Source organism: Pedococcus bigeumensis, from assembly GCF_039531795.1.
GTDB classification, from domain to species: domain Bacteria; phylum Actinomycetota; class Actinomycetes; order Actinomycetales; family Dermatophilaceae; genus Pedococcus; species Pedococcus bigeumensis.
The window spans coordinates 1805606-1829331 of record NZ_BAAAQS010000001.1 but is presented as its reverse complement, the minus strand read 5'-3'; the positions used below and the strand labels follow the sequence as shown (position 1 = coordinate 1829331).

The 23726-nt window shown below is 70.2% G+C and carries 18 protein-coding genes and 2 rRNA genes; all 20 read left to right on the top strand.

The window, feature by feature from the left end; genetic code table 11:
* Positions 1–199: 199 nt before the first annotated feature.
* The 20 genes from ABD262_RS08690 to ABD262_RS08595 all read left to right on the top strand — a co-directional run bounded on the left by ABD262_RS08690 (position 200) and on the right by ABD262_RS08595 (position 23716).
* Positions 200–3313, top strand: a 23S ribosomal RNA gene (locus ABD262_RS08690).
* Positions 3314–3382: 69 nt separating this feature from the next.
* Positions 3383–3499: ribosomal RNA gene (gene rrf / locus ABD262_RS08685) — 5S ribosomal RNA — on the top strand.
* A 564-nt stretch (positions 3500–4063) separates the two neighbouring features.
* Entirely contained in the window at positions 4064–4792 is a 729-nt protein-coding gene (locus ABD262_RS08680) for a tetratricopeptide repeat protein (RefSeq protein ID WP_344134106.1), read from the top strand.
* Positions 4782–5807 (top strand): HAD-IIA family hydrolase, encoded by a 1026-nt coding sequence (locus tag ABD262_RS08675; RefSeq protein WP_344134103.1) that lies wholly within the window; start codon positions 4782–4784, stop codon positions 5805–5807. Before ABD262_RS08680 ends, ABD262_RS08675 begins: the two co-directional genes overlap by 11 nt.
* Positions 5808–5855: 48 nt before the next feature.
* On the top strand, positions 5856–6539 hold the full coding sequence (locus tag ABD262_RS08670; RefSeq protein WP_344134100.1) for a hypothetical protein: 684 nt from the start codon (positions 5856–5858) through the stop codon (positions 6537–6539).
* Entirely contained in the window at positions 6536–6826 is a 291-nt protein-coding gene (locus ABD262_RS08665; RefSeq protein ID WP_344134097.1) for a hypothetical protein, read from the top strand. The genes ABD262_RS08670 and ABD262_RS08665 overlap by 4 nt, the downstream gene beginning before the upstream one ends.
* A complete protein-coding gene (locus ABD262_RS08660) occupies positions 6823–7674 on the top strand; it encodes a TlyA family RNA methyltransferase (RefSeq protein ID WP_344134094.1) in 852 nt (283 codons plus the stop codon). Before ABD262_RS08665 ends, ABD262_RS08660 begins: the two co-directional genes overlap by 4 nt.
* A gap of 85 nt (positions 7675–7759) precedes the next feature.
* Positions 7760–8752, top strand: a complete 993-nt coding sequence (locus tag ABD262_RS08655; RefSeq protein ID WP_344134091.1) for an NAD kinase — start codon at positions 7760–7762, stop codon at positions 8750–8752.
* A gap of 166 nt (positions 8753–8918) precedes the next feature.
* Complete coding sequence (gene recN / locus ABD262_RS08650) at positions 8919–10640, top strand: DNA repair protein RecN (protein ID WP_344134088.1); 1722 nt, start codon at positions 8919–8921, stop codon at positions 10638–10640.
* Positions 10641–10834: 194 nt separating this feature from the next.
* Positions 10835–12019 carry a putative cytokinetic ring protein SteA gene (steA, locus tag ABD262_RS08645; RefSeq protein WP_344134085.1) on the top strand — a complete coding sequence of 395 codons (1185 nt, stop codon included), beginning with the start codon at positions 10835–10837 and terminating at the stop codon, positions 12017–12019.
* Entirely contained in the window at positions 12016–12957 is a 942-nt protein-coding gene (locus tag ABD262_RS08640; RefSeq protein WP_344134082.1) for a copper transporter, read from the top strand. The genes steA and ABD262_RS08640 overlap by 4 nt, the downstream gene beginning before the upstream one ends.
* Before the next feature lie 5 nt (positions 12958–12962).
* Complete coding sequence (locus tag ABD262_RS08635; RefSeq protein WP_344134079.1) at positions 12963–13805, top strand: hypothetical protein; 843 nt, start codon at positions 12963–12965, stop codon at positions 13803–13805.
* Positions 13802–15454 carry a murein biosynthesis integral membrane protein MurJ gene (gene murJ / locus ABD262_RS08630; RefSeq protein WP_344134076.1) on the top strand — a complete coding sequence of 551 codons (1653 nt, stop codon included), beginning with the start codon at positions 13802–13804 and terminating at the stop codon, positions 15452–15454. Before ABD262_RS08635 ends, murJ begins: the two co-directional genes overlap by 4 nt.
* Entirely contained in the window at positions 15451–16566 is a 1116-nt protein-coding gene (locus ABD262_RS08625; protein WP_344134073.1) for a glycosyltransferase family 4 protein, read from the top strand. Before murJ ends, ABD262_RS08625 begins: the two co-directional genes overlap by 4 nt.
* 11 nt (positions 16567–16577) lie before the next feature.
* Positions 16578–18284, top strand: a complete 1707-nt coding sequence (gene pyrG, locus ABD262_RS08620; protein ID WP_344134070.1) for a CTP synthase — start codon at positions 16578–16580, stop codon at positions 18282–18284.
* Complete coding sequence (locus tag ABD262_RS08615; protein WP_344134068.1) at positions 18281–18964, top strand: NUDIX domain-containing protein; 684 nt, start codon at positions 18281–18283, stop codon at positions 18962–18964. Before pyrG ends, ABD262_RS08615 begins: the two co-directional genes overlap by 4 nt.
* A 10-nt stretch (positions 18965–18974) precedes the next feature.
* Complete coding sequence (locus ABD262_RS08610) at positions 18975–19694, top strand: VOC family protein (RefSeq protein ID WP_344134065.1); 720 nt, start codon at positions 18975–18977, stop codon at positions 19692–19694.
* Positions 19691–20095 (top strand): YchJ family protein, encoded by a 405-nt coding sequence (locus ABD262_RS08605; RefSeq protein WP_344134059.1) that lies wholly within the window; start codon positions 19691–19693, stop codon positions 20093–20095. The genes ABD262_RS08610 and ABD262_RS08605 overlap by 4 nt, the downstream gene beginning before the upstream one ends.
* A 93-nt stretch (positions 20096–20188) precedes the next feature.
* Positions 20189–21994, top strand: a complete 1806-nt coding sequence (aspS, locus tag ABD262_RS08600) for an aspartate--tRNA ligase (RefSeq protein ID WP_344134056.1) — start codon at positions 20189–20191, stop codon at positions 21992–21994.
* 138 nt (positions 21995–22132) lie between these two features.
* Positions 22133–23716, top strand: a complete 1584-nt coding sequence (locus ABD262_RS08595; RefSeq protein WP_344134053.1) for a hypothetical protein — start codon at positions 22133–22135, stop codon at positions 23714–23716.
* The last annotated feature ends 10 nt before the right edge of the window (positions 23717–23726 follow it).

Sequence of the window (23726 nt, the reverse complement as noted above, 5' to 3'; positions counted from 1 at the left end):
TGCCGGCGCCTGACACGTTGTTGGGTCCTGAGGGCTTCGGGCGAAAGCTTGAACCTCAGGCCGGTAGATCGGCCAGGACCCTCCCCACGGATGAACCGCCGCACGGTGCTGTTGTACAGCGACCAGCGGTAGGCACCGAAACCGGGGAGGGGCCGCCCGTACCTTGAGAACTACACAGTGGACGCGAGCATCTTTGTAAACTCAAGTTTATAAGGGCAAACGGTGGATGCCTTGGCACCAGGAACCGAAGAAGGACGTAGGAATCTGCGATAAGCCTCGGGGAGTCGATAACCAGACTGTGATCCGAGGATTTCCGAATGGGGAAACCCGGCTGGAGGCAAGTCCAGTCACTCCCGCCTGAACACATAGGGCGGGTAGAGGGAACGTGGGGAAGTGAAACATCTCAGTACCCACAGGAAGAGAAAGCAACCGCGATTCCGTGAGTAGTGGCGAGCGAAAGCGGAAGAGGCTAAACCGATCATGTGTGATAGCTGTCAGGCGTTGCATGGTCGGGGTCGTGGGACTTTTCGGTCAGGACTGACATCCTGACATGGAGTCAAAAATTCGCGTTATAGTCGAAGGGCATTGAAAGGCCCGGCACAGAGGGTGCGACCCCCGTAGACGAAATGACGCGAACTCCAGAGAAGTATCCCAAGTAGCACGGGGCCCGAGAAATCCCGTGTGAATCTGGCGGGACCACCCGCTAAGCCTAAATATTCCCTGGTGACCGATAGCGGACAAGTACCGTGAGGGAAAGGTGAAAAGTACCCCGGGAGGGGAGTGAAATAGATCCTGAAACCGTTTGCCTACAATCCGTTGGAGCCTCCTTGTGGGGTGACAGCGTGCCTTTTGAAGAATGAGCCTGCGAGTTAGTGCTCAGTGGCGAGGTTAACCCGTGTGGGGAAGCCGTAGCGAAAGCGAGTCCGAATAGGGCGATTTAGTCGCTGGGTCTAGACCCGAAGCGGAGTGATCTACCCATGGCCAGGTTGAAGCGACGGTAAGACGTCGTGGAGGACCGAACCCACTTAGGTTGAAAACTGAGGGGATGAGCTGTGGGTAGGGGTGAAAGGCCAATCAAACTCCGTGATAGCTGGTTCTCCCCGAAATGCATTTAGGTGCAGCGTCACGTGTTTCTTACCGGAGGTAGAGCTACTGGATAGCTAATGGGCCTCACCAGGTTACTGACGTTAGCCAAACTCCGAATGCCGGTAAGTGAGAGCGTGGCAGTGAGACTGCGGGGGATAAGCTCCGTAGTCGAGAGGGAAACAGCCCAGACCACCATCTAAGGTCCCTAAGCGTGTGCTAAGTGGGAAAGGATGTGGAGTTGCATTGACAACCAGGAGGTTGGCTTAGAAGCAGCCACCCTTTAAAGAGTGCGTAATAGCTCACTGGTCAAGTGATTCCGCGCCGACAATGTAGCGGGGCTCAAGCACACCACCGAAGCTGTGGCATTGACACTTTGCCCGGCCGTGACATCTGAGGATCCACGGTCCAAGCGTGTTGATGGGTAGGGGAGCGTCGTGTGGCCAGGGAAGCGGCGGAGTGATCCAGCCGTGGAGGCCACACGAGTGAGAATGCAGGCATGAGTAGCGAATGACGGGCGAGAAACCCGTCCGCCGAATAACCAAGGGTTCCAGGGTCAAGCTAATCTGCCCTGGGTAAGTCGGGACCTAAGGCGAGGCCGACAGGCGTAGTCGATGGACATCCGGTTGATATTCCGGAACCGGCGAAGAACCGCCCATGACGAACCTAGTGATGCTAAGCGCCTGAAGCTCGATGACGTCTTCGGACTGATTCGAGTGGAGCGCGCGAACCGATCTAGTACTAGTCAAGCAATGGAGAGACGCAGGAAGGTAGCCTCCGCGTGGCGATGGTAGTCCACGTCCAAGGGTGTAGGGAGTGAGGTAGGCAAATCCGCCTCACACATATCCTGAGACCTGATAGTGACCGCGTATGCGGGAAGAGGGTGATCCTATGCTGCCTAGAAAATCTTCTAGCGAGGTTCGAGCCGCCCGTACCCCAAACCGACTCAGGTGGTTAGGTAGAGAATACCAAGGCGATCGAGTGAATCATGGTTAAGGAATTCGGCAAAATACCCCCGTAACTTCGGGAGAAGGGGGGCCCTGATCGTGACGGCACTTGCTGCCCGAGCGTGATCGGCCGCAGAGACCAGGGAGAAGCGACTGTTTACTAAAAACACAGGTCCGTGCGAAGTCGCAAGACGATGTATACGGACTGACGCCTGCCCGGTGCTGGAAGGTTAAGAGGACCGGTTAGTTCTTCGGAGCGAAGCTGAGAATTTAAGCCCCAGTAAACGGCGGTGGTAACTATAACCATCCTAAGGTAGCGAAATTCCTTGTCGGGTAAGTTCCGACCTGCACGAATGGCGTAACGACTTCTCCACTGTCTCAACCATGAACTCGGCGAAATTGCACTACGAGTAAAGATGCTCGTTACGCGCAGCAGGACGGAAAGACCCCGGGACCTTTACTACAGCTTGGTATTGGTGTTCGGTACGGCTTGTGTAGGATAGGTGGGAGACTTTGAAGCCGGCACGCCAGTGTCGGTGGAGTCAACGTTGAAATACCACTCTGGTCGTTCTGGATATCTAACCTCGGTCCGTGATCCGGATCAGGGACAGTGCCTGGTGGGTAGTTTAACTGGGGCGGTTGCCTCCTAAAAGGTAACGGAGGCGCCCAAAGGTTCCCTCAGCCTGGTTGGCAATCAGGTTTTGAGTGTAAGTGCACAAGGGAGCTTGACTGTGAGAGAGGCATCTCGAGCAGGGACGAAAGTCGGGACTAGTGATCCGGCGGTGGCTTGTGGAAGCGCCGTCGCTCAACGGATAAAAGGTACCCCGGGGATAACAGGCTGATCTTGCCCAAGAGTCCATATCGACGGCATGGTTTGGCACCTCGATGTCGGCTCGTCGCATCCTGGGGCTGGAGTAGGTCCCAAGGGTTGGGCTGTTCGCCCATTAAAGCGGTACGCGAGCTGGGTTTAGAACGTCGTGAGACAGTTCGGTCCCTATCCGCTGTGCGCGTAGGAAACTTGAGAAGGGCTATCCCTAGTACGAGAGGACCGGGATGGACGAACCTCTGGTGTGTCAGTTGTTCTGCCAAGAGCACGGCTGATTAGCTACGTTCGGAAACGATAACCGCTGAAAGCATCTAAGCGGGAAGCGTGCTTCAAGATGAGGTTTCCATGGACTTCGGTCCGAGAGGCTCCCAGCTAGACTACTGGGTTGATAGGCCAGACGTGGAAGTGCAGTAATGCATGTAGCTGACTGGTACTAATAAGCCGATAACTTGATTACAAAGATGCTACGCGTCCACTGTGTGGTTCCCGAGATACGGTCGGGAATCGATTGAAATCTCCATAGAGTTTCGGCTGTCATAGCGAAGGGGAAACGCCCGGCTCCATTCCGAACCCGGAAGCTAAGCCCTTCAGCGCCGATGGTACTGCACTGGTGACGGTGTGGGAGAGTAGGACGCAGCCGGACATACTTTCAAAAGGGCCATCCCACACGGGATGGCCCTTTTGCATTGTCTTTTCCGTATTTTCCTTTTGTCATGCCTTTTGGCGTTGGCTAGTGGCAATGCCTTTGTCATCGCCTATTCCTGCAGTGCTATCCCTGCGGGGTGGTGTCACGGGCGATGGTCGTGCTGGCCGTACCGCTGCCGGGGGAGAGCCGGCGTGGACCGTGTGTCCCGCCGGCGCGGACAGTCCGTAGACTGCACACGATTACTGCACAGCGAGGAGCAAAACCGTGCCCGAGAACCAGCCAGGCCGAGGTGGCCAGGATCGTCGACCCTCATCGGGCGGTGGTCGTCCTCCCGGCGCAGGTGGGCGCTCGTCCGGCCCGCGTCGTGACGGCGGCTCCAGCGGGCGCGGTGACGGTCCCCCTCGGGGCGGTCGCGGCGCAGGTGGCCGACCTGAGCGTGGTGGCGCGGGACGTGGCGACCGACGCGACGGTGGGCCGGCCGGTGGAGGCGAGGCCAGGACGACTGGTCCTCGGCTGGCGCCCAAGAAGCCGAAGCTCCCGGAGCCGCGGATCGCCGAGGGCGTGACCGGCAAGGAGCTGGACCGCTCCGTCCACCAGCAGCTGCGCACGCTGAGCAAGGAGAACGCCGAGGGCGTGGCCCAGCACCTGGTCATGGTCGCTGCGTTGCTCGAGGTCGATGACCTCGAGAGTGCCGAGGCCCACGCCGAGACGGCTGTCCGTCGAGCGGGTCGGGTGCCCGCGGCGCGGGAGGCGCTCGGGCTGGTCGCCTATCGCAAGGGTGAGTGGGCGCGGGCCCTCAGCGAGTTCCGCACGGCTCGTCGGCTGAGCGGCTCCTCGCACATGTTGGCGCTGATGGTCGACTGCGAGCGAGGCCTGGGTCGGCAGGAGCGTGCACTCGAGCTCGCCATGTCTCCCGAGGCCAAGACCCTGGCTGTCGAGGACCGCGTCGAGCTGTCCATCGTCATCTCGGGCATCCGTCGTGACCTCGGCCAGTTCGAGGCTTCCCTCCAGGCGTTGGAGATCCCGCAGCTCAAGGGCTCGGCCCGCAAGCCCTGGTCGGCCCGGCTGTCCTACGCCTACGCCGAGGCGCTGCTCTCACTGGGGCGCGACGACGACGCACGCGACTGGTTCGCGCGCGCCGCAGACGCCGACGACGAGCTGGAGACCGATGCCGCGGAGCGACTGGCGGAGCTCGACGGAGTGATCCTCACCGACCTGCTTGACGGCGAGGACGACGAGGACGACGACGCGCCGGCACAGGGCCGCGAGCCCGGTGGCGATGCCCGCTAGCGGGTCCCCCCTGGTCGACCGGTATGCCGCGGTCGTGTGCGACCTCGACGGCGTGGTCTACCGAGGCCCGGACGCGGTGGAGCATGCGGTGGCGGCGCTGTCGGCCCTGACGGTGCCGATCGTCTACGCCACCAACAACGCGTCGCGGCCGCCGGACGAGGTCGCGGGACACCTCACCGACCTCGGCCTGCACGTGCGGGCCAGCGACGTCGCCACGAGCTCACAGGCCGGGGCGGCGGTCCTGCGCGACCTCCTGCCGGCCGGTGCGACGATCCTCGCGATCGGCGGCATCGGGGTGCGGGAAGCGTTGCAGCACCAAGGATTTGTGGTGGCCAGCCCGGAACAGACACGCGAGGCCCCCGGCCGTGTCGTGGCTGGCGTGCTCCAGGGCTACGGCGCGGCCGTCACCGCAGCTGACCTGTCCGAGGCCGCGTATGCAGTCGCGGCCGGAGCCGTGTGGGTGGCCACGAACACCGACGCGACCCTCCCGACCCACCGGGGCACCGCCCCTGGCAACGGCATGCTGGTGGCGGCGGTCCAACGGGCCACCGAGCGGGAGCCTCGGGTCGTCGGGAAGCCCTACGCCCCCCTCTACGAGCTCTGTGCCGCTCGCCTGGACACGGCCCCTGCCCGCGTGCTGGCCGTGGGCGACCGGCTCGACACCGACATCGCCGGCGCGGTTGCTGCCGGGATGGACTCCGCGCTGGTGCTCACCGGCATCGACTCGGTGACCACGCTGGGGTCCGCCCCGGCCACCATGCGACCCACCTACCTGCTGGAGGACCTGCGGTCCCTGTCCGCCACCTACGTCCCCGCCGAGACGGACTACTCGTGGTGGGTCTGTGGGGAGGATCGGCGGCGCGTCGTGGACGGGGCCTGGGAGGTCGCGTCGAAGGGCAGCGCCATCGAAGCGGCCCGCGCAGGCGTGGCGTGCCTCCACGAGGCGCTCGACCTCAGTGACCTCGACGAGGACGCCGTGCGGCGGCTCGTTCCCGAGATCGACGCTTGGCAGTAGCGTGAGGGGCGCGAGCGACCCCCGCCGCTTCATCGAGGAGGACCAACCGTGGCTTTCGAATCCGTGCGCAGCTATGTCCAGCTCGCCAGCGGTCTGGGCGAGATGACCAAGGCAAGGGCGATGGACGCGGCGCAGGGCCTGCTCGCCCTGCCCGGCGCGGACGAGGTGACGAGGCGTGCCGTGCAGGCCTCCACGCTCGCCGACCAGCTCTTGGAGGCGGCCAGGGCCAACCGGGCCAGCCTGCTCGCCCTCATCCAGAGTGAGGTCGAGTCGGCGCTCAAGCGAGCCGACGTCGCCCGCGTCGCGGACGTCGATGCCGCCCGAGCGGCGCTGACCACGGTCACCAAGGAGATCGCCGAGCTGCGGACGCTGCTGCTGGCCACAGGCGCCTCGGCCGTCGCCGGCGCGTCCCGCGGCGCGGCGGGCCGGACGGTCGGTGGCTCGGGCGCGATCTCCACGGCAGCGCGCTCCGCGGCACCTGTCGCGGCACCGTCGGTGCCTGCGGTGAAGGCTGCGCCGGTGAAGAAGGCTGCGGCGACGAAGAAGGCCACGGCGACGAAGAAGGCCACGGCGACGAAGAAGGCCACGGCGACGAAGAAGGCCACGGCGACGAAGAAGGCCACGGCCACGAAGAAGGCTGCGCCGGCGAAGAGGGCCACGGCCACGAAGAAGGCTGCGCCGGCGAAGAGGGCCACGGCGAAGAAGACGACGGCCACGAAGGGAGCAGAGTGAGCGACGAGCACCAGACCGACGCCCCCGGCGTTGACGAGCGGCACGACCCGGAGGCCCACTCCTCGGGTGCTGCCGTGGCCCACGCCTCCCGGCACGAGAACCCCAGCGACCAGGCCGAGTCCCTCGGCACGGGGCTGGGCGACCAGGCGACCGGCGACATCGTCATCGACTCCGCTCTGCAGGACCTGCAGAACGCGCCGCAGGACGATCTCGACGCCCAGATCGACGCGGGTCAGCGTGTGCAGCAGACCCTCCAGGCCCGGCTGTCGGACCTCGGCGGCGAGTGAGCGACTCCACCGCCCGCGACCCCTCGCCGCGTGAGGTCGGACCGCGGGAGACCGCTCGTCTCGACGTGGAGCTGGTCCGCCGTGGCCTGGCCCGGTCGCGGGGGCAGGCCCGGGCGCTCGTCGAGGCAGGCGACGTCAGCGTCGACGGCAAGGCGGCCACCAAGCCCTCGGTCCCCGTCGCGCCCGGCCAGCACCTCGAGGTGCGCGAGGAGGGGCCGCGCTGGGTGAGCCGCGCGGCATACAAGCTGTTGGGTGCGCTGGAGACCTTCGGGCCCCAGGGACTCGAGGTCGCGGGACGACGCTGCCTCGACGTGGGGGCCTCGACGGGTGGGTTCACCCAGGTGCTGCTCCACCACGGCGCCTCCCAGGTGATCGCGCTCGACGTCGGGCACGGGCAGCTCGTCCCTGAGCTCGCCGAGGACCCGCGGGTCACCGACCGGTCGCGGACCACGGTGCGCGACCTGACGGCGGCCGACATCGGCGGACCGGTGGACCTGCTCGTCGCCGACCTGAGCTTCATCTCGCTGACCCTCGTGCTCGAGACCTTCCGAGCCCTCCTGCGCGAGGACGGCGACGCCGTGGTGCTGGTCAAGCCGCAGTTCGAGGTCGGCCGCACCCGGCTGGGCAAGGGCGGCATCGTCCGGGCGCACGGTGACCGCGCGTGGGCGGTCACCGAGGTCGCCCGTGCGGCCGTGGCCGCCGACCTGCATCCCAGGGCCCTGGCCCGCAGCCCGATCGAGGGGGGCGAGGGCAACGCCGAGTACCTCCTGTGGCTGACCCCCCGCGACGCGCAGTCGATGGGATGGGAGGCTCTGGTGAGGGCCGCCGACGAGGTCACCGCCCCGTGACCCCGACGAAGGCCGCCGGCGAAGGCGCCGAACCACACCCTCGACGACGGACCGCGAAGGGACACCAGACCGTGGGGAGCACACCATGAGCTCAGGCAGCACCGACCCGGGCAGCGCGCTCTCGGGCAGCGCCGCGCGGACCCGCCGGATCCTGCTCGTGGCCCACCCGCGGCGCAAGGAAGCCCAGGACCTGGCCACCGCCGTGGTCGAGCGGCTGAGTGCCGCAGGCATCGAGGTGGTCGTCCAGCGCGACGAGGCCACCGCGGTCAACCTGGCCCAGCACCCGAGCGTGACCCTGGTGGATGACGGGGTCGCCGCCGCGGACGGCTGTGAGCTGGTCTGTGTGCTGGGGGGTGACGGCACGATCCTGCGCGGCGCCGAGGTGTCCCGTGGCACGGGCGCGCCGCTGCTCGGCGTCAACCTCGGCCACGTGGGCTTCCTCGCCGAGGCCGAGCGCGAGGACATCGACGCGACGGTGGAGCACATCGTCGCCAAGACCTACGCGGTCGAGGAGCGGATGACGCTCGAGGTCACGGCGCAGGTCAACGGCGACCCGGTCTACACGAGCTGGGCCCTCAACGAGGTCACCGTCGAGAAGGCCAACCGCGAGCGCATGCTCGAGGTGGTGGCCGAGATCGACGGGCGCCCGCTGACGACCTGGGGCTGCGACGGCGTCGTGGTCGCCACTCCCACGGGGTCGACCGCCTACGCCTTCTCGGCCGGGGGACCGGTCGTCTGGCCGGATGTCGAGGCCCTCCTGCTCGTCCCCATCAGTGCGCACGCGCTCTTCGCGCGGCCGCTCGTGCTCGGCCCCAGCTCGCACCTCGCCCTCGAGGTGGTGCCCGACACCCTCGGCACCGGCGCACTCTGGTGCGACGGCCGCCGAGCCGTCGACCTGCCCCCGGGCGCGCGGATCGAGGTGGTGCGCTCACAGACGCCGGTGCGCCTGGCGCGCCTCAGCACCTCGCCGTTCACCGACCGGCTGGTGGCCAAGTTCGACCTGTCGATCCACGGGTGGCGTGGTCAGGCGCGACGCGAGGATGCGGCGCGGGTCGCGCAGGTGCCGCCGCCGGCTTGACCGACGAGCTTGACCGACGAGCTTGACCGACGAGCTTGACCGACGAGCTTGACCGACGAGCTTGACCGACGAGCTTGACCGACGAGCTTGACCGACGAGCTTGACCGACGAGCTTGACCGACGAGCCTGACCGAGCCGGTCGGCCCTGCGTGAGAGGCTGTGCCACGTGCTGTCCGAACTGAGGATCCAGGGACTCGGCGTCATCGACGACGCCGTGCTCGACCTGCACGCCGGGCTCAACGTCGTCACCGGTGAGACCGGCGCGGGAAAGACCATGGTGGTCACCGGCCTGGGGCTGCTCCTGGGCGCACGGGCCGACGCCGGCCTGGTCAGGTCGGGTGCCGGCAGCGCGGTGGTCGAGGGCCTCGTCGACGTGGCCAGCGACCACCCGGCCGCCCAGCGCGCGGCCGAGGCCGGCGCCGACGTGAGCGACGGGCTGGTGCTCGTGCGGTCGGTCAGTGCCGAAGGCCGCTCGCGGGCCCACGTGGGCGGGCGCTCCGCACCGGTGGGTGTGCTGGGCGAGATCGGTGAGCACCTCGTGGCCGTGCACGGCCAGGCCGACCAGTGGCGGCTGCGCCAGAGTGACCAGCACCGGGCGGTGCTCGACCAGTTCGGGGGAGCGCCCCTGCAGAAGGCCCTGTCGGCCTACACCGACGTCTACGACGCGCACCAGGCCGCGGCCGCCGAGCTGGCCGACCTGCGTGAGCAGGCGCGTGACCGCGCCCGCGAGATCGAGGTGCTCCAGCACGGCCTCGAGCAGCTCGAGCAGGTCGACCCGCAGTCCGGGGAGGACGCCGACCTGCGGGTCGAGGACGAGCGGCTCGGCCACGCCGAGGGGCTGCGCGGCGCCGCAGCGCTGGCCCACGACCACCTCGCCGGATCGGCGGAGTATACCGCGGAGCCGGCGCCCAGCGTCGTCGAGCTGCTCGCCTCGGCCCGGCAGGCCCTCGCCGGTGAGGTCGACCACGACCCCGCCCTGCGTGAGCTGGACCGGCGGATGGCAGACCTCGGCTACCTCGCCGCGGACCTTGCCGCCGACCTGAGCAGCTACCTGTCCGACATCGAGGTCGACCCGGCCCGCATGGCCTGGGTCCAGCAACGACGAGCCGACCTCACCGCCCTGACCCGCAAGTACGGCGAGACCATCGACGACGTCCTCGCCTGGGGCCAGGCCTCGGCCCAGCGGCTCGACGCCCTGCTCAACTCCGACAGCCGGATCGAGGCCCTCGAGCCGGAGGTGGCGCGGCTCGACGCCGAGCGCACCTCCACCGCCCAGGCCCTCGGCAAGGCCCGGCGCACGGCGGCCAAGCGGCTCGCCTCCGCGGTGACCGGCGAGCTCGCCCACCTGGCGATGGGGCAGGCGACCGTCGACGTGGCGGTCACCCCGCGCCCGTCCGGCCTGGCCCGCCACGGCAGCGACGACGTCGAGATCCTGCTCGCCGCCAACCCCGGCAGCCCGGCCCGCACCGTCGCCAAGGCGGCCTCGGGCGGTGAGCTGTCACGCGTGATGCTCGCCCTCGAGGTCGTGACCGGGGCCGCCGGCGGCAGCGACGTGCCCACCTTCGTCTTCGACGAGGTCGATGCCGGGGTCGGGGGAGCGGCAGCCCTCGACGTCGGGGCCCGGCTCGCGGCGCTGGCCCAGCACGCCCAGGTCGTCGTCGTCACCCACCTGCCCCAGGTCGCGGCCTACGCCGACCGCCACCTGGTCGTCCGGAAGGCCAGCGACGGCCACATCACCTCCAGCGGAGTCCACGCGCTCGAGGGGGAGGATCGGCTGCGTGAGCTGGCCCGCATGATGGCCGGGGTCGACACGGGCACCGCGCTCGACCACGCCCGCGAGCTCGTGGCGGAGACCGCCGCCCGGCGCGCCACCGCCGTTCGCACCTAGGCCGCGCAAGACCTGGGCCGGTTGCACCTAGACCGTTCGCACCTAGACCGTTCGCACCCAGGCCGAGCAAGACCTGGGCCGAGCGACACCTGTTCCGGTCGACACGCGACCGATGCGGGCGTGACGCAGGTCGCCCGGTGCGCGCCCGCGTGGGCCGCACGGCATACCCCTTGCACCGTGGGAGGATGGTCAGGATGCCTTTGAAGTTTCCCCGCCAACGTGCCCGCGACCCCGAGACCCCGGGGGTGCGCGGTTTGGTGCGCGTGGACGCCCGCACCAAGAACCTCACCAAGCGGCTCAAGCCAGGCGAGATCGCGGTCATCGACCACCAGGACATCGACAAGGTGAGCGCGGAGGCCTTGCTGGCCTGCCGACCGGCCGCCGTCGTCAACGCCTCCTCCTCGATCTCCGGGCGCTACCCGAACCTGGGTCCGGAGATCCTCGTCGACGCGGGCATCCCCCTGCTCGACAACGTCGGCAAGGACGTCATGCACGACCTCACCGACGGTCAGCTCGTGCGGATCGACGGTGACCAGCTCTGGGTCGGCGACGAGGTGGTGGCCAAGGGGCAGGCCTTCGACCACGAGCTGGTGCAGTCGTCGATGACCGAGGCCAGGGCCGGGCTCGCCGTCCAGCTCGAGGCGTTCGCGGCCAACACCATGGAGTACCTGCGCCGGGAGCGAGAGCTGCTCCTCGACGGCGTCGGCGTGCCCGACATCACCACCAAGATCGACGGGCGGCACGCGTTGATCGTGGTGCGCGGCTACCACTACAAGGAAGACCTGCGGATGCTGCGCAGCTACATCCGCGAGTACCGCCCGGTGCTCATCGGTGTGGACGGCGGCGCCGACGCCCTCCTCGAGGTCGGCCTCAAGCCTGACATGGTCGTGGGGGACATGGACTCCGTCTCCGACGCGACCCTGCGCTGTGGCGCCGAGATCGTGGTGCACGCCTACCGTGACGGCAACGCGCCGGGTCTCGAGCGCGTCCACCGCCTCGGTGTCGAGCCGGTGGTCTTCCCGGCGACCGGCACGAGCGAGGACGTCGCGATGCTCCTGGCCGATGACAAGGGCGCCGAGCTGATCGTGGCCGTCGGCACCCACGCAACCCTCGTCGAGTTCCTCGACAAGGGCCGCAGCGGCATGGCCAGCACCTTCCTCACCCGGCTGCGCGTGGGCGGCAAGCTCATCGACGCCAAGGGCGTCAGCCGGCTCTATCGCTCCCGCATCTCCAACCTCGCCCTCGCCCTGATGCTGCTGGGGGGCTTGAGCGCGCTCTTCGCGGCGCTCTGGTCCACCACCGGTGGGCGCGCGTTCCTCCAGGTGCTCGGCGCCCGGTGGGACGACCTCTGGTCCTTCGTCGTAGGAATCGTCACGTGATCGACTTTCGTTACCACCTTGTCTCCATCGTCTCGATCTTCATGGCCCTCGCTGTGGGGATCGTGCTCGGTGCCGGACCGCTCAAGGAGGACATCGGCAACACGCTCACCTCCGAGGTGAAGAACCTGCGCGCCGACAAGGCCTCCCTGCGCAGCGAGCTCGACGCCGCGGAGAAGGCGAGCTCGGCGCGCGACGAGTTCACCTCGGCCAGCAACCGGAGCCTGCTCGCGGAGCGGCTCAAGGACACCACGGTGGCCCTGGTCGTCCTCCCGGGCGCGGACCCCAACCTGGTGAAGTCCACGCAGAGCACGCTCGCCTCGGCCGGAGCGGTCGTCGGGTCCACGATCTCGGTGCAGGACAACTGGGTCGACCCCGAGAAGGCTGCCTTCCGGGCCACCCTGGGCCAGCAGCTGGCCAGCCAGGTGGGGGTCCCGGTCGACCAGTCCGGGAGCGACGTCGTCGACGCCGTCCTCGCCAGGTCGGTGCTCGCCAAGGCGGGGTCCACCGCCGCCGGGGCCGCGTCGGCGCTCGAGGCGCTGCGCACCGGTGACCTGATCCGCTACACCCCCGACACCATCAAGGTCGCCTCCGTCGCCGTGGTCGTCGCCGGTCCCGTCACTGGCTCCGACGCGTCCGTGCGTGAGGACAAGGCGAGCGCCCTGAGCCACCTGGCGGGCGAGCTCGACGGGGCCGGCGCAGGAGCCGTGCTGGTGGCCCCCAGCGTGAGCCCCGGCGCCAGCAACACCACCTCGGTCGTCACCACCTCCCGTGACGACGGCGAACAGTCCAAGCTGCTGTCCACGGTCGACAACGCCGAGCTGCCGATGGGGCAGGCCAGCCTCGTGTTCGGGCTGCTCGAGCAGGAAGCGGGCAAGTCGGGGCAGTACGGCCTGGCCTCCGACGCGACCGCGGCCTTCCCCCAGCTGGCGACCAAGTAGCCACCGTGCGCGCACTCGTGTCCGGTGCCGTTGCCGGGGCGCTCGCCGCCACCGCCCTGCGCCTGTTGCGGGACCGCCCTCCGGGCGGGACCGACACGTGGGACCGGACCAACCATGCCGGCCGCACGGTCACCCTCCTCGAGGGCCCCGCGTATGCCGTGGGCGCGGCCGGTGCCGCCGCGCTCCTGGGCGCCGGGCCGGGTCCGGTCGTCGCGGCCAGCTCGTCGGCGGCCTTCGGGGCCCTGGACGACCTCCGGGGCGACTCCAGCAGCAAGGGGCTCAAGGGTCACCTCGGCGCGCTGGCCCGCGGAGAGGTCACGACCGGCGCGGTCAAGATCCTCGGCCTGGGCCTGACCGGGCTGGTGTCCGCAGCGCTCGTCGACCGCCGCGGCCGCGCCGCACTCGGCGCCGGCACCGACGGCCGACCCGACGGCATACCCGGTGTGTTGGACACCCTGGTGGGCGGGGCGGTCATCGCGGGGTCGGCGAACCTGCTGAACCTGCTCGACCTGCGTCCCGGTCGCGCGCTCAAGGCGACCATCGTCCTGGGCGCCCTCACCGCGACGGCACCGCGCAGCGCGACCGCCGCCGGTGCCGCGGTGGGCGCGGCCGCCGGACTGCTCGGACCCGACCTGGCAGGGGAGGCCATGCTCGGTGACACGGGGGCCAACAGCGCCGGTGCCCTGCTCGGCGCCGCCCTGGTCCAGCGCACCGGCCGCCGCGGCCGGTGGGTGGCACTGGCCGCGCTGACCGCCCTGACCCTTGCGTCGGAGAAGGTGTCGTTCACCCGCGTGATCGAGTCCACGCCGGGGCTGCGCGAGCTCGACGCACTGGGTCGCCGCCGATGACCGCACGGGCGGTGGGCACCTCGGTCGCCAAGGCCGCGGCGGTGATCGCGGTCGCGACCCTGCTGGCCCGGCTGGCGGGGTTCGCGCGCACCCTCGTCTTCTCGCACGGGGTCGGTGCCGGCGGGGTGGGTGACACCTACCAGACCGTCAACATGCTCCCGAACGTCATCTACGAGGTGGCTGCCGGCGGGGCCTTGGCTGCCGTGGCGGTGCCCCTCATCGCCTCCCAGCTCGCCTCCGGCCGGCACGAGGACGCGGACCGCACCGCCTCCGCCCTGCTCACCTGGGCGCTTGCGGTGCTGGTGCCGCTCTCGGCCCTGCTGGCCCTGTCGGCGCCCTGGCTCAGCGACGCCCTCTTCCGCAGGTCGACGGTGCCGGGAGCCGCAGACCTGGGCACCACCATGCTCCTGATCTTCGCGCCGCAGGTGGCGCTCTACGGCGTCGGCGTCGTCCTGGCCGGGGTGCTGCAGGCGCACCGCAGGTTCCTCGCCGCCGCGTTGGCGCCGCTGCTCTCGAGCCTGGTGGTGATCGGCGCCTACCTCGCCTACCGGTTGGTGGCCGAGCCGGGCACCACCCCTGCCGACCTCTCCGCCGGCGCGACCTGGGTGCTGGCCGGTGGCACGACGCTGGGTGTCATCGTGCTGAGCCTGCCCCTGCTGGTGCCGGTCAGGCGGACCGGGGTGCGCCTCCGGCCGACCTTCCGCTTCCCGGACGGGGTGGCCCGCCGCGCTGGCTCGCTGGCCGGGGCCGGGGTCCTGGCCCTGGTCGCCCAGCAGGCAGCGGTGGCCGCCACCCTGTGGCTCACCCACGCCCCGCGCACCGTCGACACCGGTGTGGTCAACGTCTACACCTACGTCCAGGCGGTCTACCTGCTCCCGTATGCCGTGCTGGCCGTCCCGATCGCGACGTCCGCCTTCCCGGCGCTGGCGCACACCAGCGCCGTGGAGGAGCTGAAGGAGCAGGTCGGGACCTCCGCGCGCGACACCCTGGCCGCGGCCCTGCGAGGGATCCTGCTGCTCACGGCCGGGGCGGTCACCGTGCTGATGGCGGTCTCGCGACCTGTCGGGGTGTTCTTCGAGTCGTTCGACCGGGCTGCGAGCTCCGGCGGCGGCGCGGCGCTGGCCGCCCTGCCCGGCGCCCTGTCCGCGTATGCGCCGGGTCTCGTCGGGTTCTCGGTCGCCGCCCTGCTCACGCGGGCCCTCTACGTCCGGGGCCGGCCGATCCACGCCGCACTGGCCGTGGCCGCGGGCTGGGCGCTGGCCGCGCTCATCCCGGTCGCGCTGATCCCGGAGGGTTCCGCAGCCGGGACCACGCTCGGCATCCTCGGCATCGGCTCGACCATCGGGATGACCGTGTCCGCCGGGGTGCTGGCCCTCCTCGTGCGCGGCGCCTGGGGGAGCGAAGCCGTCCAGGGGGCGGGTCGGACCCTCGGTGCGGCCGTCGTCTCGGTGGCGGTGGGTCTCGCGGTGGGCGACACCGTGGCCAGGAGCCTGTCACCCGACTCGCTCTGGTCGGCCCTGGGCAGCGGCCTCCTGGTCGGGCTGGTGACCCTGCTCGCCTACCTCGGCGTGATGATGGTCGCCGACCGCAAGGCCATGACTGCCCTGCGGGAGCGCGGTCGCAGCCGGCGCAAGGGGACCTCGGCGTGAGGGTCGTGATGCTCCTCGGCCGCAGCGCCGGTGGCATCGGCACCCACGTGGCCGACCTGTCCGCCGACCTGCGCGACTTGGGTGACGAGGTCACGGTGGTCACCGACGCGTCCACCGCCCGTCGCTTCGACCTGCCCGGCGCGCGCCTGTGGTGGCCGAGCAGGGCTTCCGGTGCCCTCGGCTCGCTCAGGGACCTTTGGCGGCTGCGCCGACTCGTGCGCGCCGCGGACGTCCTGCATGCCCACGGCCACCAGGCGGGGCTGGTCGCGGTCGTGGCGGCGGCGGGCACCCGGACGCCGGTGGTCGTGAGCCAGCACAACGCCGTCCTGGGCGGTGGCGTCCGACGGCTGGTCCTCGACCTGGTGCAACGCCTGGTCGCGCGGCGGGCCACCCTCGTCACCGGTGCCAGCAGCGACCTGGTCGCCGAGGCCGTGCGTCTCGGCGCGCGGGACGCGCGCCTGGCCGCGGTGCCCTCACCCCGCGTGCCCGGCCTCCTCGCCGCGGAGCCGCTGGATGCTGACGAGCGGCGCGCACTGGCGTCAGAGCTGTTGCAGCAGAACGGGATCGAGCCACCGACGCCCGCCGCTGCGCTGGTGCTGACGATCGCGCGGGTGGCGCCGCAGAAGGACCTGCGCACCTTCGTCGACACCATCGCGCGCCTCACGATGCCGGTGACTGCAGTGGTCGTCGGGGGTGGCGACGACGACCTGCGCGAGGCCCTGGCCCGACGGATCGCTGGCGACCGGCTCCCCGTGCACCTGGTCGGTCCGCAACCCGACCCGGCACGCTGGCTGCGCGCGGCCGACGTGTTCGTCCTCACCTCGACCTGGGAGGCCCGGGCCCTGGTCGTGCAGGAGGCGATGGCCGCCGGAGTGCCGGTGGTCGCCACCGACGTGGGCGGGCTGCCCGACCTGGTCGACGGCATCGGCACGTTGGTGCCGGTGGGCGACGCGCGGCAGGCTGCCGACGCCGTGGGGCGCTACCTCACCGAGCCGGCCACGCGGCATACCGCCTCGGTGCAGGGCCGCGAACGCGCCACATCGTGGGACGACGGGAAGGCGACGGCGAGTCGCTGGCACGAGTGGTACTCAGGCATGCCCGGAATGACGTAGGCTTGAATCCCGTGGTGGAGCAGACGAAACACATCTTCGTAACCGGGGGCGTTGCCTCCTCACTCGGCAAGGGGCTGACGGCCTCGAGCCTCGGGCATCTGCTCCGGGCCCGCGGTCTGCGGGTCACGATGCAGAAGCTGGATCCCTATCTGAACGTGGATCCGGGCACGATGAACCCCTTCCAGCACGGCGAGGTCTTCGTGACCGACGACGGGGCGGAGACCGACCTCGACATCGGTCACTACGAGCGGTTCCTCGACAGCAACCTCGTCGGCAAGGCGAACGTCACGACCGGGCAGATCTACAACCAGGTCATCGCCAAGGAACGGCGGGGGGAGTACCTCGGCGACACCGTGCAGGTCATCCCGCACATCACGAACGAGATCAAGGAACGGATGCGGGCGCAGGCCGCCGGCAGCCCCGGGGTCAAGGCGAGCGAGGCGCCGGACATCATCATCACCGAGATCGGCGGCACCGTCGGTGACATCGAGTCGCTGCCGTTCCTCGAGGCGGCCCGCCAGGTGCGCCACGACGTCGGCCGCGACAACGTGTTCTTCCTGCACGTCTCGCTGGTGCCCTACCTCGCCCCCAGCGGCGAGCTGAAGACCAAGCCCACCCAGCACTCCGTGGCCGCGCTGCGCCAGGTCGGCATCCAGCCCGACGGGCTGGTCCTGCGGGCCGACCGGGAGATCCCGGACAGCATCAAGCGCAAGATCTCGCTGATGTGCGACGTCGACACCGAGGCCTGCGCCGCGGCGGTCGACGCACCCAGCATCTACGACATCCCCAAGGTCCTGCACAACGAGGGCCTCGACGCCTACGTGATCCGACGCCTGGGCCTCAACTTCCGCGACGTGAACTGGCACGACTGGGACGAGCTCCTGCGCCGTGTGCACAGCCCGGAGCACACCGTCGAGATCGCGCTCGTCGGCAAGTACATCGACCTGCCCGACGCCTACCTCTCGGTCACCGAGGCGATGCGCGCCGGTGGCTTCCACCACGACGCGAAGGTCTCGATCCGCTGGGTCGCCAGCGACGAGTGCCAGACCGAGTCCGGGGCGCAGAAGGCGCTCGGCGGCGTCGACGCCGTGCTGGTGCCCGGTGGCTTCGGCGTGCGGGGCATCGAGGGCAAGCTCGGCGCCCTCAAGTGGGCCCGCGAGCGCCAGGTGCCCACCCTCGGCATCTGCCTCGGACTCCAGTGCATGGTCATCGAGTACGCCCGGAACGTCGCGGGCATCGAGGGCGCGAGCTCGACCGAGTTCGACCCCAGCACCCCTGCCCCGGTCATCGCGACCATGGAGGAGCAGAAGGCCTTCGTCGAGGGTGCTGGTGACCTCGGTGGCACGATGCGCCTGGGCTCCTACCCGGCCAAGCTGCTCGAGGGCTCGGTCGTCGCCGAGGCCTACGGCGCGGTCGCCGTGGACGAGCGCCACCGACACCGCTACGAGGTCAACAACGCCTACCGCGCGGAGCTAGAGGCCGCCGGCCTGGTCTTCTCCGGGCTGTCGCCGGACAAGAACCTCGTCGAGTTCGTCGAGCTGCCCCGTGAGGTGCACCCCTACTACGTCTCGACCCAGGCCCACCCGGAGTTCAAGTCGCGTCCGCACCGTGCCCACCCACTCTTCGCGGGTCTCGTCGAGGCCGCGATCAACGCCCAGCGCGCCGCCCGGCTGGTCGAGGTGGAGCGTCCGCGCAGCACGGCGGACGCCACCGCGTGACGCCGGACGCCGAGGCCCCCAGGGCACTGGAGGCCCCGGACACGGTCTCTGGCCCTGACGACGAGCTGGCCGACCGGGCCGCCGACCTGCCCGTCCTGCACTCCGAGGTGGCGATGCACGGCATCGTCTGGGACGTCGTGCGCGACCGCGTCGACCTCGGCGAGGCGGGCGAGGTCACCCGTGAGTACGTCCGCCACCCCGGCGCGGTGGCGGTGGCGGCGCTCGACGACCAGGGCCGGGTCTGCCTCGTGCAGCAGTACCGTCACCCGGTGCGGGCCTACGAGTGGGAGATCCCTGCGGGGCTGCTCGACGTCGACGGCGAGCCGCCGCACCTCGGCGCGGCCCGGGAGCTGCACGAGGAGGCCGACCTCGTCGCCGACACGTGGCACGTGCTCGCCGACTACGTCAGCTCACCCGGTGGCCTCGACGAGGCGCTGCGCATCTACCTGGCACGCGACCTCGCCCCGGTGCCGGCAGGGGAGCGCCACGAGCGCGAGAGCGAGGAGCTGGGTATGCCGGTGCGCTGGGTCTCGTTGGAGCAGGCCCGTGACGCGTTCCTCGGCGGACGGGTGCACAACGCCACCCTCGGCATCGCCGTCCTCGCGGCCCTCGCGGCCCGGGAGCAGGACTGGGCCACCCTGCGCCCGGTGGACGCGCCCTGGCACCGCCCCCGCGCGTAGGGTCGCTCCCATGTACCTGGAGAACCTCGTCCTCGACGCTGCCCAGCCGCAGGTGCGCGGGCAGTTCTGGGAGCAGGCACTGGGCACGCAGACCCTGACCGACGAGCCCGACATCGTCGAGACCAGGCTGTCCGTGGACGGTGGACCGACGCTCGACCTCTGCTTCCAGCAGGTCACCGATCCCGTGGTGCCCGCACCACGGCTCCACCTCGACCTGCACGCGGGTGCCGACCAGGCGGCCACGGTGCAGCGACTGCTCGGCCTGGGGGCGACCCACCTCGACCTCGGTCAGGGCGACGTGCCGTGGGTGGTGCTGGCCGACCCGGAGGGACACCCCTTCTGCGTGCTGGAGGACCGCGAGACCTACCGCGACACCGGACCGGTCGCGGCGGTCGTCGTCCAGGGCCACGATCCCGGGCGCGATGCGGCGTTCTGGGCGGAGCTGACCGGCTGGCGCGAGTACGCCGGGAGTGCGCCGCAGTCCCTGCGCCACCCGTCCGGACGTGGGCTGGTGCTCGAGTTCCTTCGTGGCGCGGCACCCAGGGCGGGGAAGAACCAGCTGCACCTCGACCTGCGACTCGAGGCCGACGACGACCTGGCCGCCCTGGTCGAGCACGTCGAGGGCCTCGGAGCGGTGCGCCTCGACCACGACTGGGGCGACCTGCCCTGGACCTCGCTGCAGGACCCCTCCGGCAACGAGTTCTGCTTCCTCCCGGCGCGGTCCGAGTGAGCGCGTTCGGGGTGGTGGCCCACGACGCGGGCACCGCGGATGCCTGCCCGTGCGGCACCGGTCTGGGCTATGCCGAGTGCTGCCGACCCCTGCACGAGGGGTCGGCGCAGGCCGACTCCGCCCTGCGGTTGATGCGCAGCCGATACAGCGCCTACGTCGTCCACGACACGGCATACCTGCTGCGCACGTGGCACCCGCGCACCCGGCCGAGCGACCTCGACGCCTCGAAGGGCCCGGCCTGGCAGGGTCTGACCGTGCTCGAGACCGCGGACGGCCGCGACAGCGACTCGGTCGGTGAGGTGGAGTTCGAGGCGGTGCACGCCGAAGGAGTGCTGCACGAGCGGAGCCGGTTCGTGAAGCGGGCCGGCCGATGGGTCTACGTCGACGGCGAAGTCGGCTGAACCAGAGCGCTCGAGCGGAACTGATTCGTATGCCGCGTGGGGCGGTCCGTAGAATGGCCGGGTTCACCACCCGACTGAATCGAAGGATCTCTCGTGCTCCGCACCCATGAGGCCGGCACCCTGCGCGCCGACCACGCTGGTCAGACCGTCACGCTCACGGGCTGGGTTGCTCGTCGGCGCGATCACGGCGGAGTGGCCTTCCTCGATCTGCGCGATGCCAGTGGCATCGTCCAGGTCGTGGCTCGTGACGAGGTCCTCACCGGTGCGGCCCACGACCTGCGCAACGAGTACTGCATCCGCGCGACCGGCGAGGTCGTCGCCCGCAGCGAGCACAACGTCAACCCCGACCTGCCCACCGGTGCGGTCGAGGTCGTCGCGAGCTCGATCGAGGTGCTCGCCCCCTCGGCGCCGCTGCCGTTCCAGATCGACGAGCGCGTGACGGTGGGCGAGGAAGCGCGGCTCAAGCACCGCTACCTCGACCTGCGCCGCCCCGGTGCCTCGTCGGCGGGGGCGGCCATCCGCCTGCGCTCGCGGGTCAACGCCGCGGCACGTGCGGTGCTGGGCGCCCGCGACTTCGTCGAGATCGAGACCCCGACCCTCACCCGGTCGACGCCGGAGGGGGCCCGCGACTTCCTCGTGCCCGCGCGCCTCGCGCCCGGCTCCTGGTACGCCCTGCCGCAGAGCCCGCAGCTGTTCAAGCAGCTGCTCATGGTCGCCGGCATGGAGCGCTACTACCAGATCGCGCGCTGCTACCGCGACGAGGACTTCCGCGCCGACCGCCAGCCCGAGTTCACCCAGCTCGACATCGAGATGTCCTTCGTCGAGCAGGCCGACGTGCTCGAGCTCGGCGAGGAGGTCGTCAAGGAGGTCTGGAAGCTGATCGGGGTCGAGCTGACGACGCCCTTCCTGCAGATGACCTACGCCGAGGCGATGCGCCGGTTCGGGACCGACAAGCCCGACCTGCGGTTCGGGAACGAGCTGGTCGAGTGCACCGAGTACTTCGAGGACACGCCGTTCCGGGTCTTCCAGGCCGAGTACGTCGGCGCCGTCGTCATGCCCGGGGGCGCCGCGCAGCCGCGCAAGCAGCTCGACGCCTGGCAGGACTGGGCCAAGAGCCGGGGCGCCAAGGGCCTGGCCTACGTGCTCGTCCAGGAGGACGGCACGCTCGGCGGCCCGGTCGCCAAGAACCTCAGTGACGCCGAGCGCGACGGCCTCGCCGCCCACGTCGGCGCCGAGCCCGGCGACTGCGTCTTCTTCGGGGCCGGGCCCACCAAGTCGTCGCGGGCCCTGCTGGGCGCCGCCCGGCTGGAGATCGGCCGTCGCTGCGAGCTCATCGACGAGGACGCCTGGTCGTTCCTCTGGGTGCTCGACGCCCCGCTGTTCGAGCCGTCGTCCGACGCGGTCGCCGCCGGTGACGTCGCCGTGGGAGCCGGCGCCTGGACCGCCGTGCACCACGCGTTCACCTCGCCCAAGGCCGAGTTCCTCGACACCTTCGACACCGACCCGGGTCCGGCCCTGGCCTACGCCTACGACATGGTCTGCAACGGCCACGAGATCGGGGGTGGGTCGATCCGTATCCACCGCCGGGACGTGCAGGAGCGGGTGTTCAAGGTGATGGGGCTGTCCGAGGAGGAGGCACAGGAGAAGTTCGGCTTCCTGCTCGACGCCTTCGCCTTCGGCGCTCCGCCGCACGGTGGCATCGCGTTCGGCTGGGACCGCATCGTCTCGCTCCTCGCGGGCACCGAGTCGATCCGCGACGTCATCGCCTTCCCCAAGTCCGGTGGCGGCTTCGACCCGCTGACCGCCGCACCCGCGCCGATCACCCCCGAGCAGCGCAAGGAGGCAGGGGTCGACGCCACGCCCGAGCCGGCCGAGGCCAAGGCCGAAGCCCGGGTCTGAGGTCCCACCAGGCACGACCGGTATGCCGCCCGCTCATCCGAGCGGGCGGCATACCTGCATCCGGGGCGACCCTCGGCCGATCGGCCGAGCCGTCCGGAACCCGCGAACACCGGGCCCACCGGTGGCTAGGCTCCGCGCATGGTCCGGACGCCTGTCCTCATCCCGAGCCCGGACGGTCGCCATGCCGTGCGCAAGGACATCACCCGGGTCGCGGTCGACGACGTGCCGATCCTCGCCGCCGGCACCGCGCCCAAGGGCCTGTTCGGTCGCGCGAAGACCGCCCCCGTGGTCGTCGAGCGCAGGTACGGGCTGTGCTACCAGCTGTGGGAGGTCGACCCGGCCAGGTTCGTCGGCCGGGTGGTGGTGGCGTGGCTCTCGGTCGAGGACATGCCCGATGCGATGGGCTACTTCCGTGACGCGGACCGCAGCCGTGCCCTGGGCCTGCGCCAGGCGTACTGGGACGCGATCGCCTGGACCCAGCTCGAACACGGTGGGGGTCCGGAGGACGACGTGCCGCCACCCACCGCCTTCCCGTCGTGGTTCCAGGCCGACGACCGGCTGCTCCGCGCCGCCGTCGACGACCTGGACGCGGTGGCCGACCGGTGGGCCGACTTCGTTGCCTGGCAACCCGATGGGCAGGCCTTCTGGGTGCGGACCAACGGGTTCCACACCTGCGTGGGGCTCGACGGGACCGCCTCACCCCGGTTGTGGCTCGAGCGCAAGGGCCTGATGGGCAACACCTGGGTGCCGTGCGCGGAGTACGCCTACGACCTCGAGGCCCTGCCGGGTCGCCAGGCCCGCGAGACGTTCGCCGACGGCGCGGCGATCCTCGACGGCGCCCCCTCGGTCGACGTCATGCACCCCGTGATGATCCCGGTCGAGCGGGACGGCTGGGTCCCGACCGACCCGTCAGCCCGAGCCACGCCGTCCGGAGCGGTGTCTGGAGCACCGGCAGGGGCACCGGCGGGGGAGCCGGCCGGTGAACCCGGGAACCGCATCGTCGTGGTCGTGCCCGCGTGGACGGTCGTCGGCGTGACGGAGGCGATCGACGCACTGACGGCACGGATGACACCCGACCTCGCCGGGCGGGCGGAGGACGACGAGATCGAGCTGTGCTTCGCGGTCGACGGTTGGCGCCTGGCCGAGGGAGAGTTCTTCGACCGGGTCGGGCAGGAGCTGCCGGACACCCTCCCCGCGCTGCGGCGGCTGGTCGAAACCGCCTCCGACGCGATGGCGCGCAGTGCCTTCCTCTACTCGGACAGCGCCGAGGGCGTCGGCCTGCTTTCCCGCGCGGTGCGGTGGCTCGGTGTGCTCGACACCAGCACCCTGCCGACCCTGATGGCCTACGGGCGGGTGGTCGACGCCGAGCACGAGCACACCTTCGTCGGCGAGACGGTGCCGGGGATCGTGCGGGTGCACGGCTGGACCGACGAGACGATCGACTTCGTCTTCTGGGTGCTGGTCCGCAACTTCTTCAACGGCCTCCAGGACTTCGACGAGGTGTGGTCGGGCCAGCACCTGCGCGGCGCCATCGTCCAGCGGGACCCCGTCGAGGTCGCCCGACGGGTCGTGGAGCTCAACCGGGACGCCATCACCTCGCGCCGCTATGCGGTGCCCGGGCGGCCCGGTGGGCTCGAGCAGCTCGCCGCCGACATCCCCCAGCCGCACGAGCCCTGGGCCGTCGCCTTCTTCGCCGCGGCCAAGGAGGAGCTGAGCCGCTAGGGCATCCCAG

Coding starts and splice junctions, on each gene's coding strand:
- murJ (WP_344134076.1), top strand. CDS start 13,802: ATGACCGCACGGGCGGTGGGCACCTCGGTCGCCAAGGCCGCGGCGGTG.
- steA (WP_344134085.1), top strand. CDS start 10,835: ATGCCTTTGAAGTTTCCCCGCCAACGTGCCCGCGACCCCGAGACCCCG.
- ABD262_RS08655 (WP_344134091.1), top strand. CDS start 7,760: ATGAGCTCAGGCAGCACCGACCCGGGCAGCGCGCTCTCGGGCAGCGCC.
- ABD262_RS08595 (WP_344134053.1), top strand. CDS start 22,133: ATGGTCCGGACGCCTGTCCTCATCCCGAGCCCGGACGGTCGCCATGCC.
- ABD262_RS08675 (WP_344134103.1), top strand. CDS start 4,782: ATGCCCGCTAGCGGGTCCCCCCTGGTCGACCGGTATGCCGCGGTCGTG.
- ABD262_RS08610 (WP_344134065.1), top strand. CDS start 18,975: ATGTACCTGGAGAACCTCGTCCTCGACGCTGCCCAGCCGCAGGTGCGC.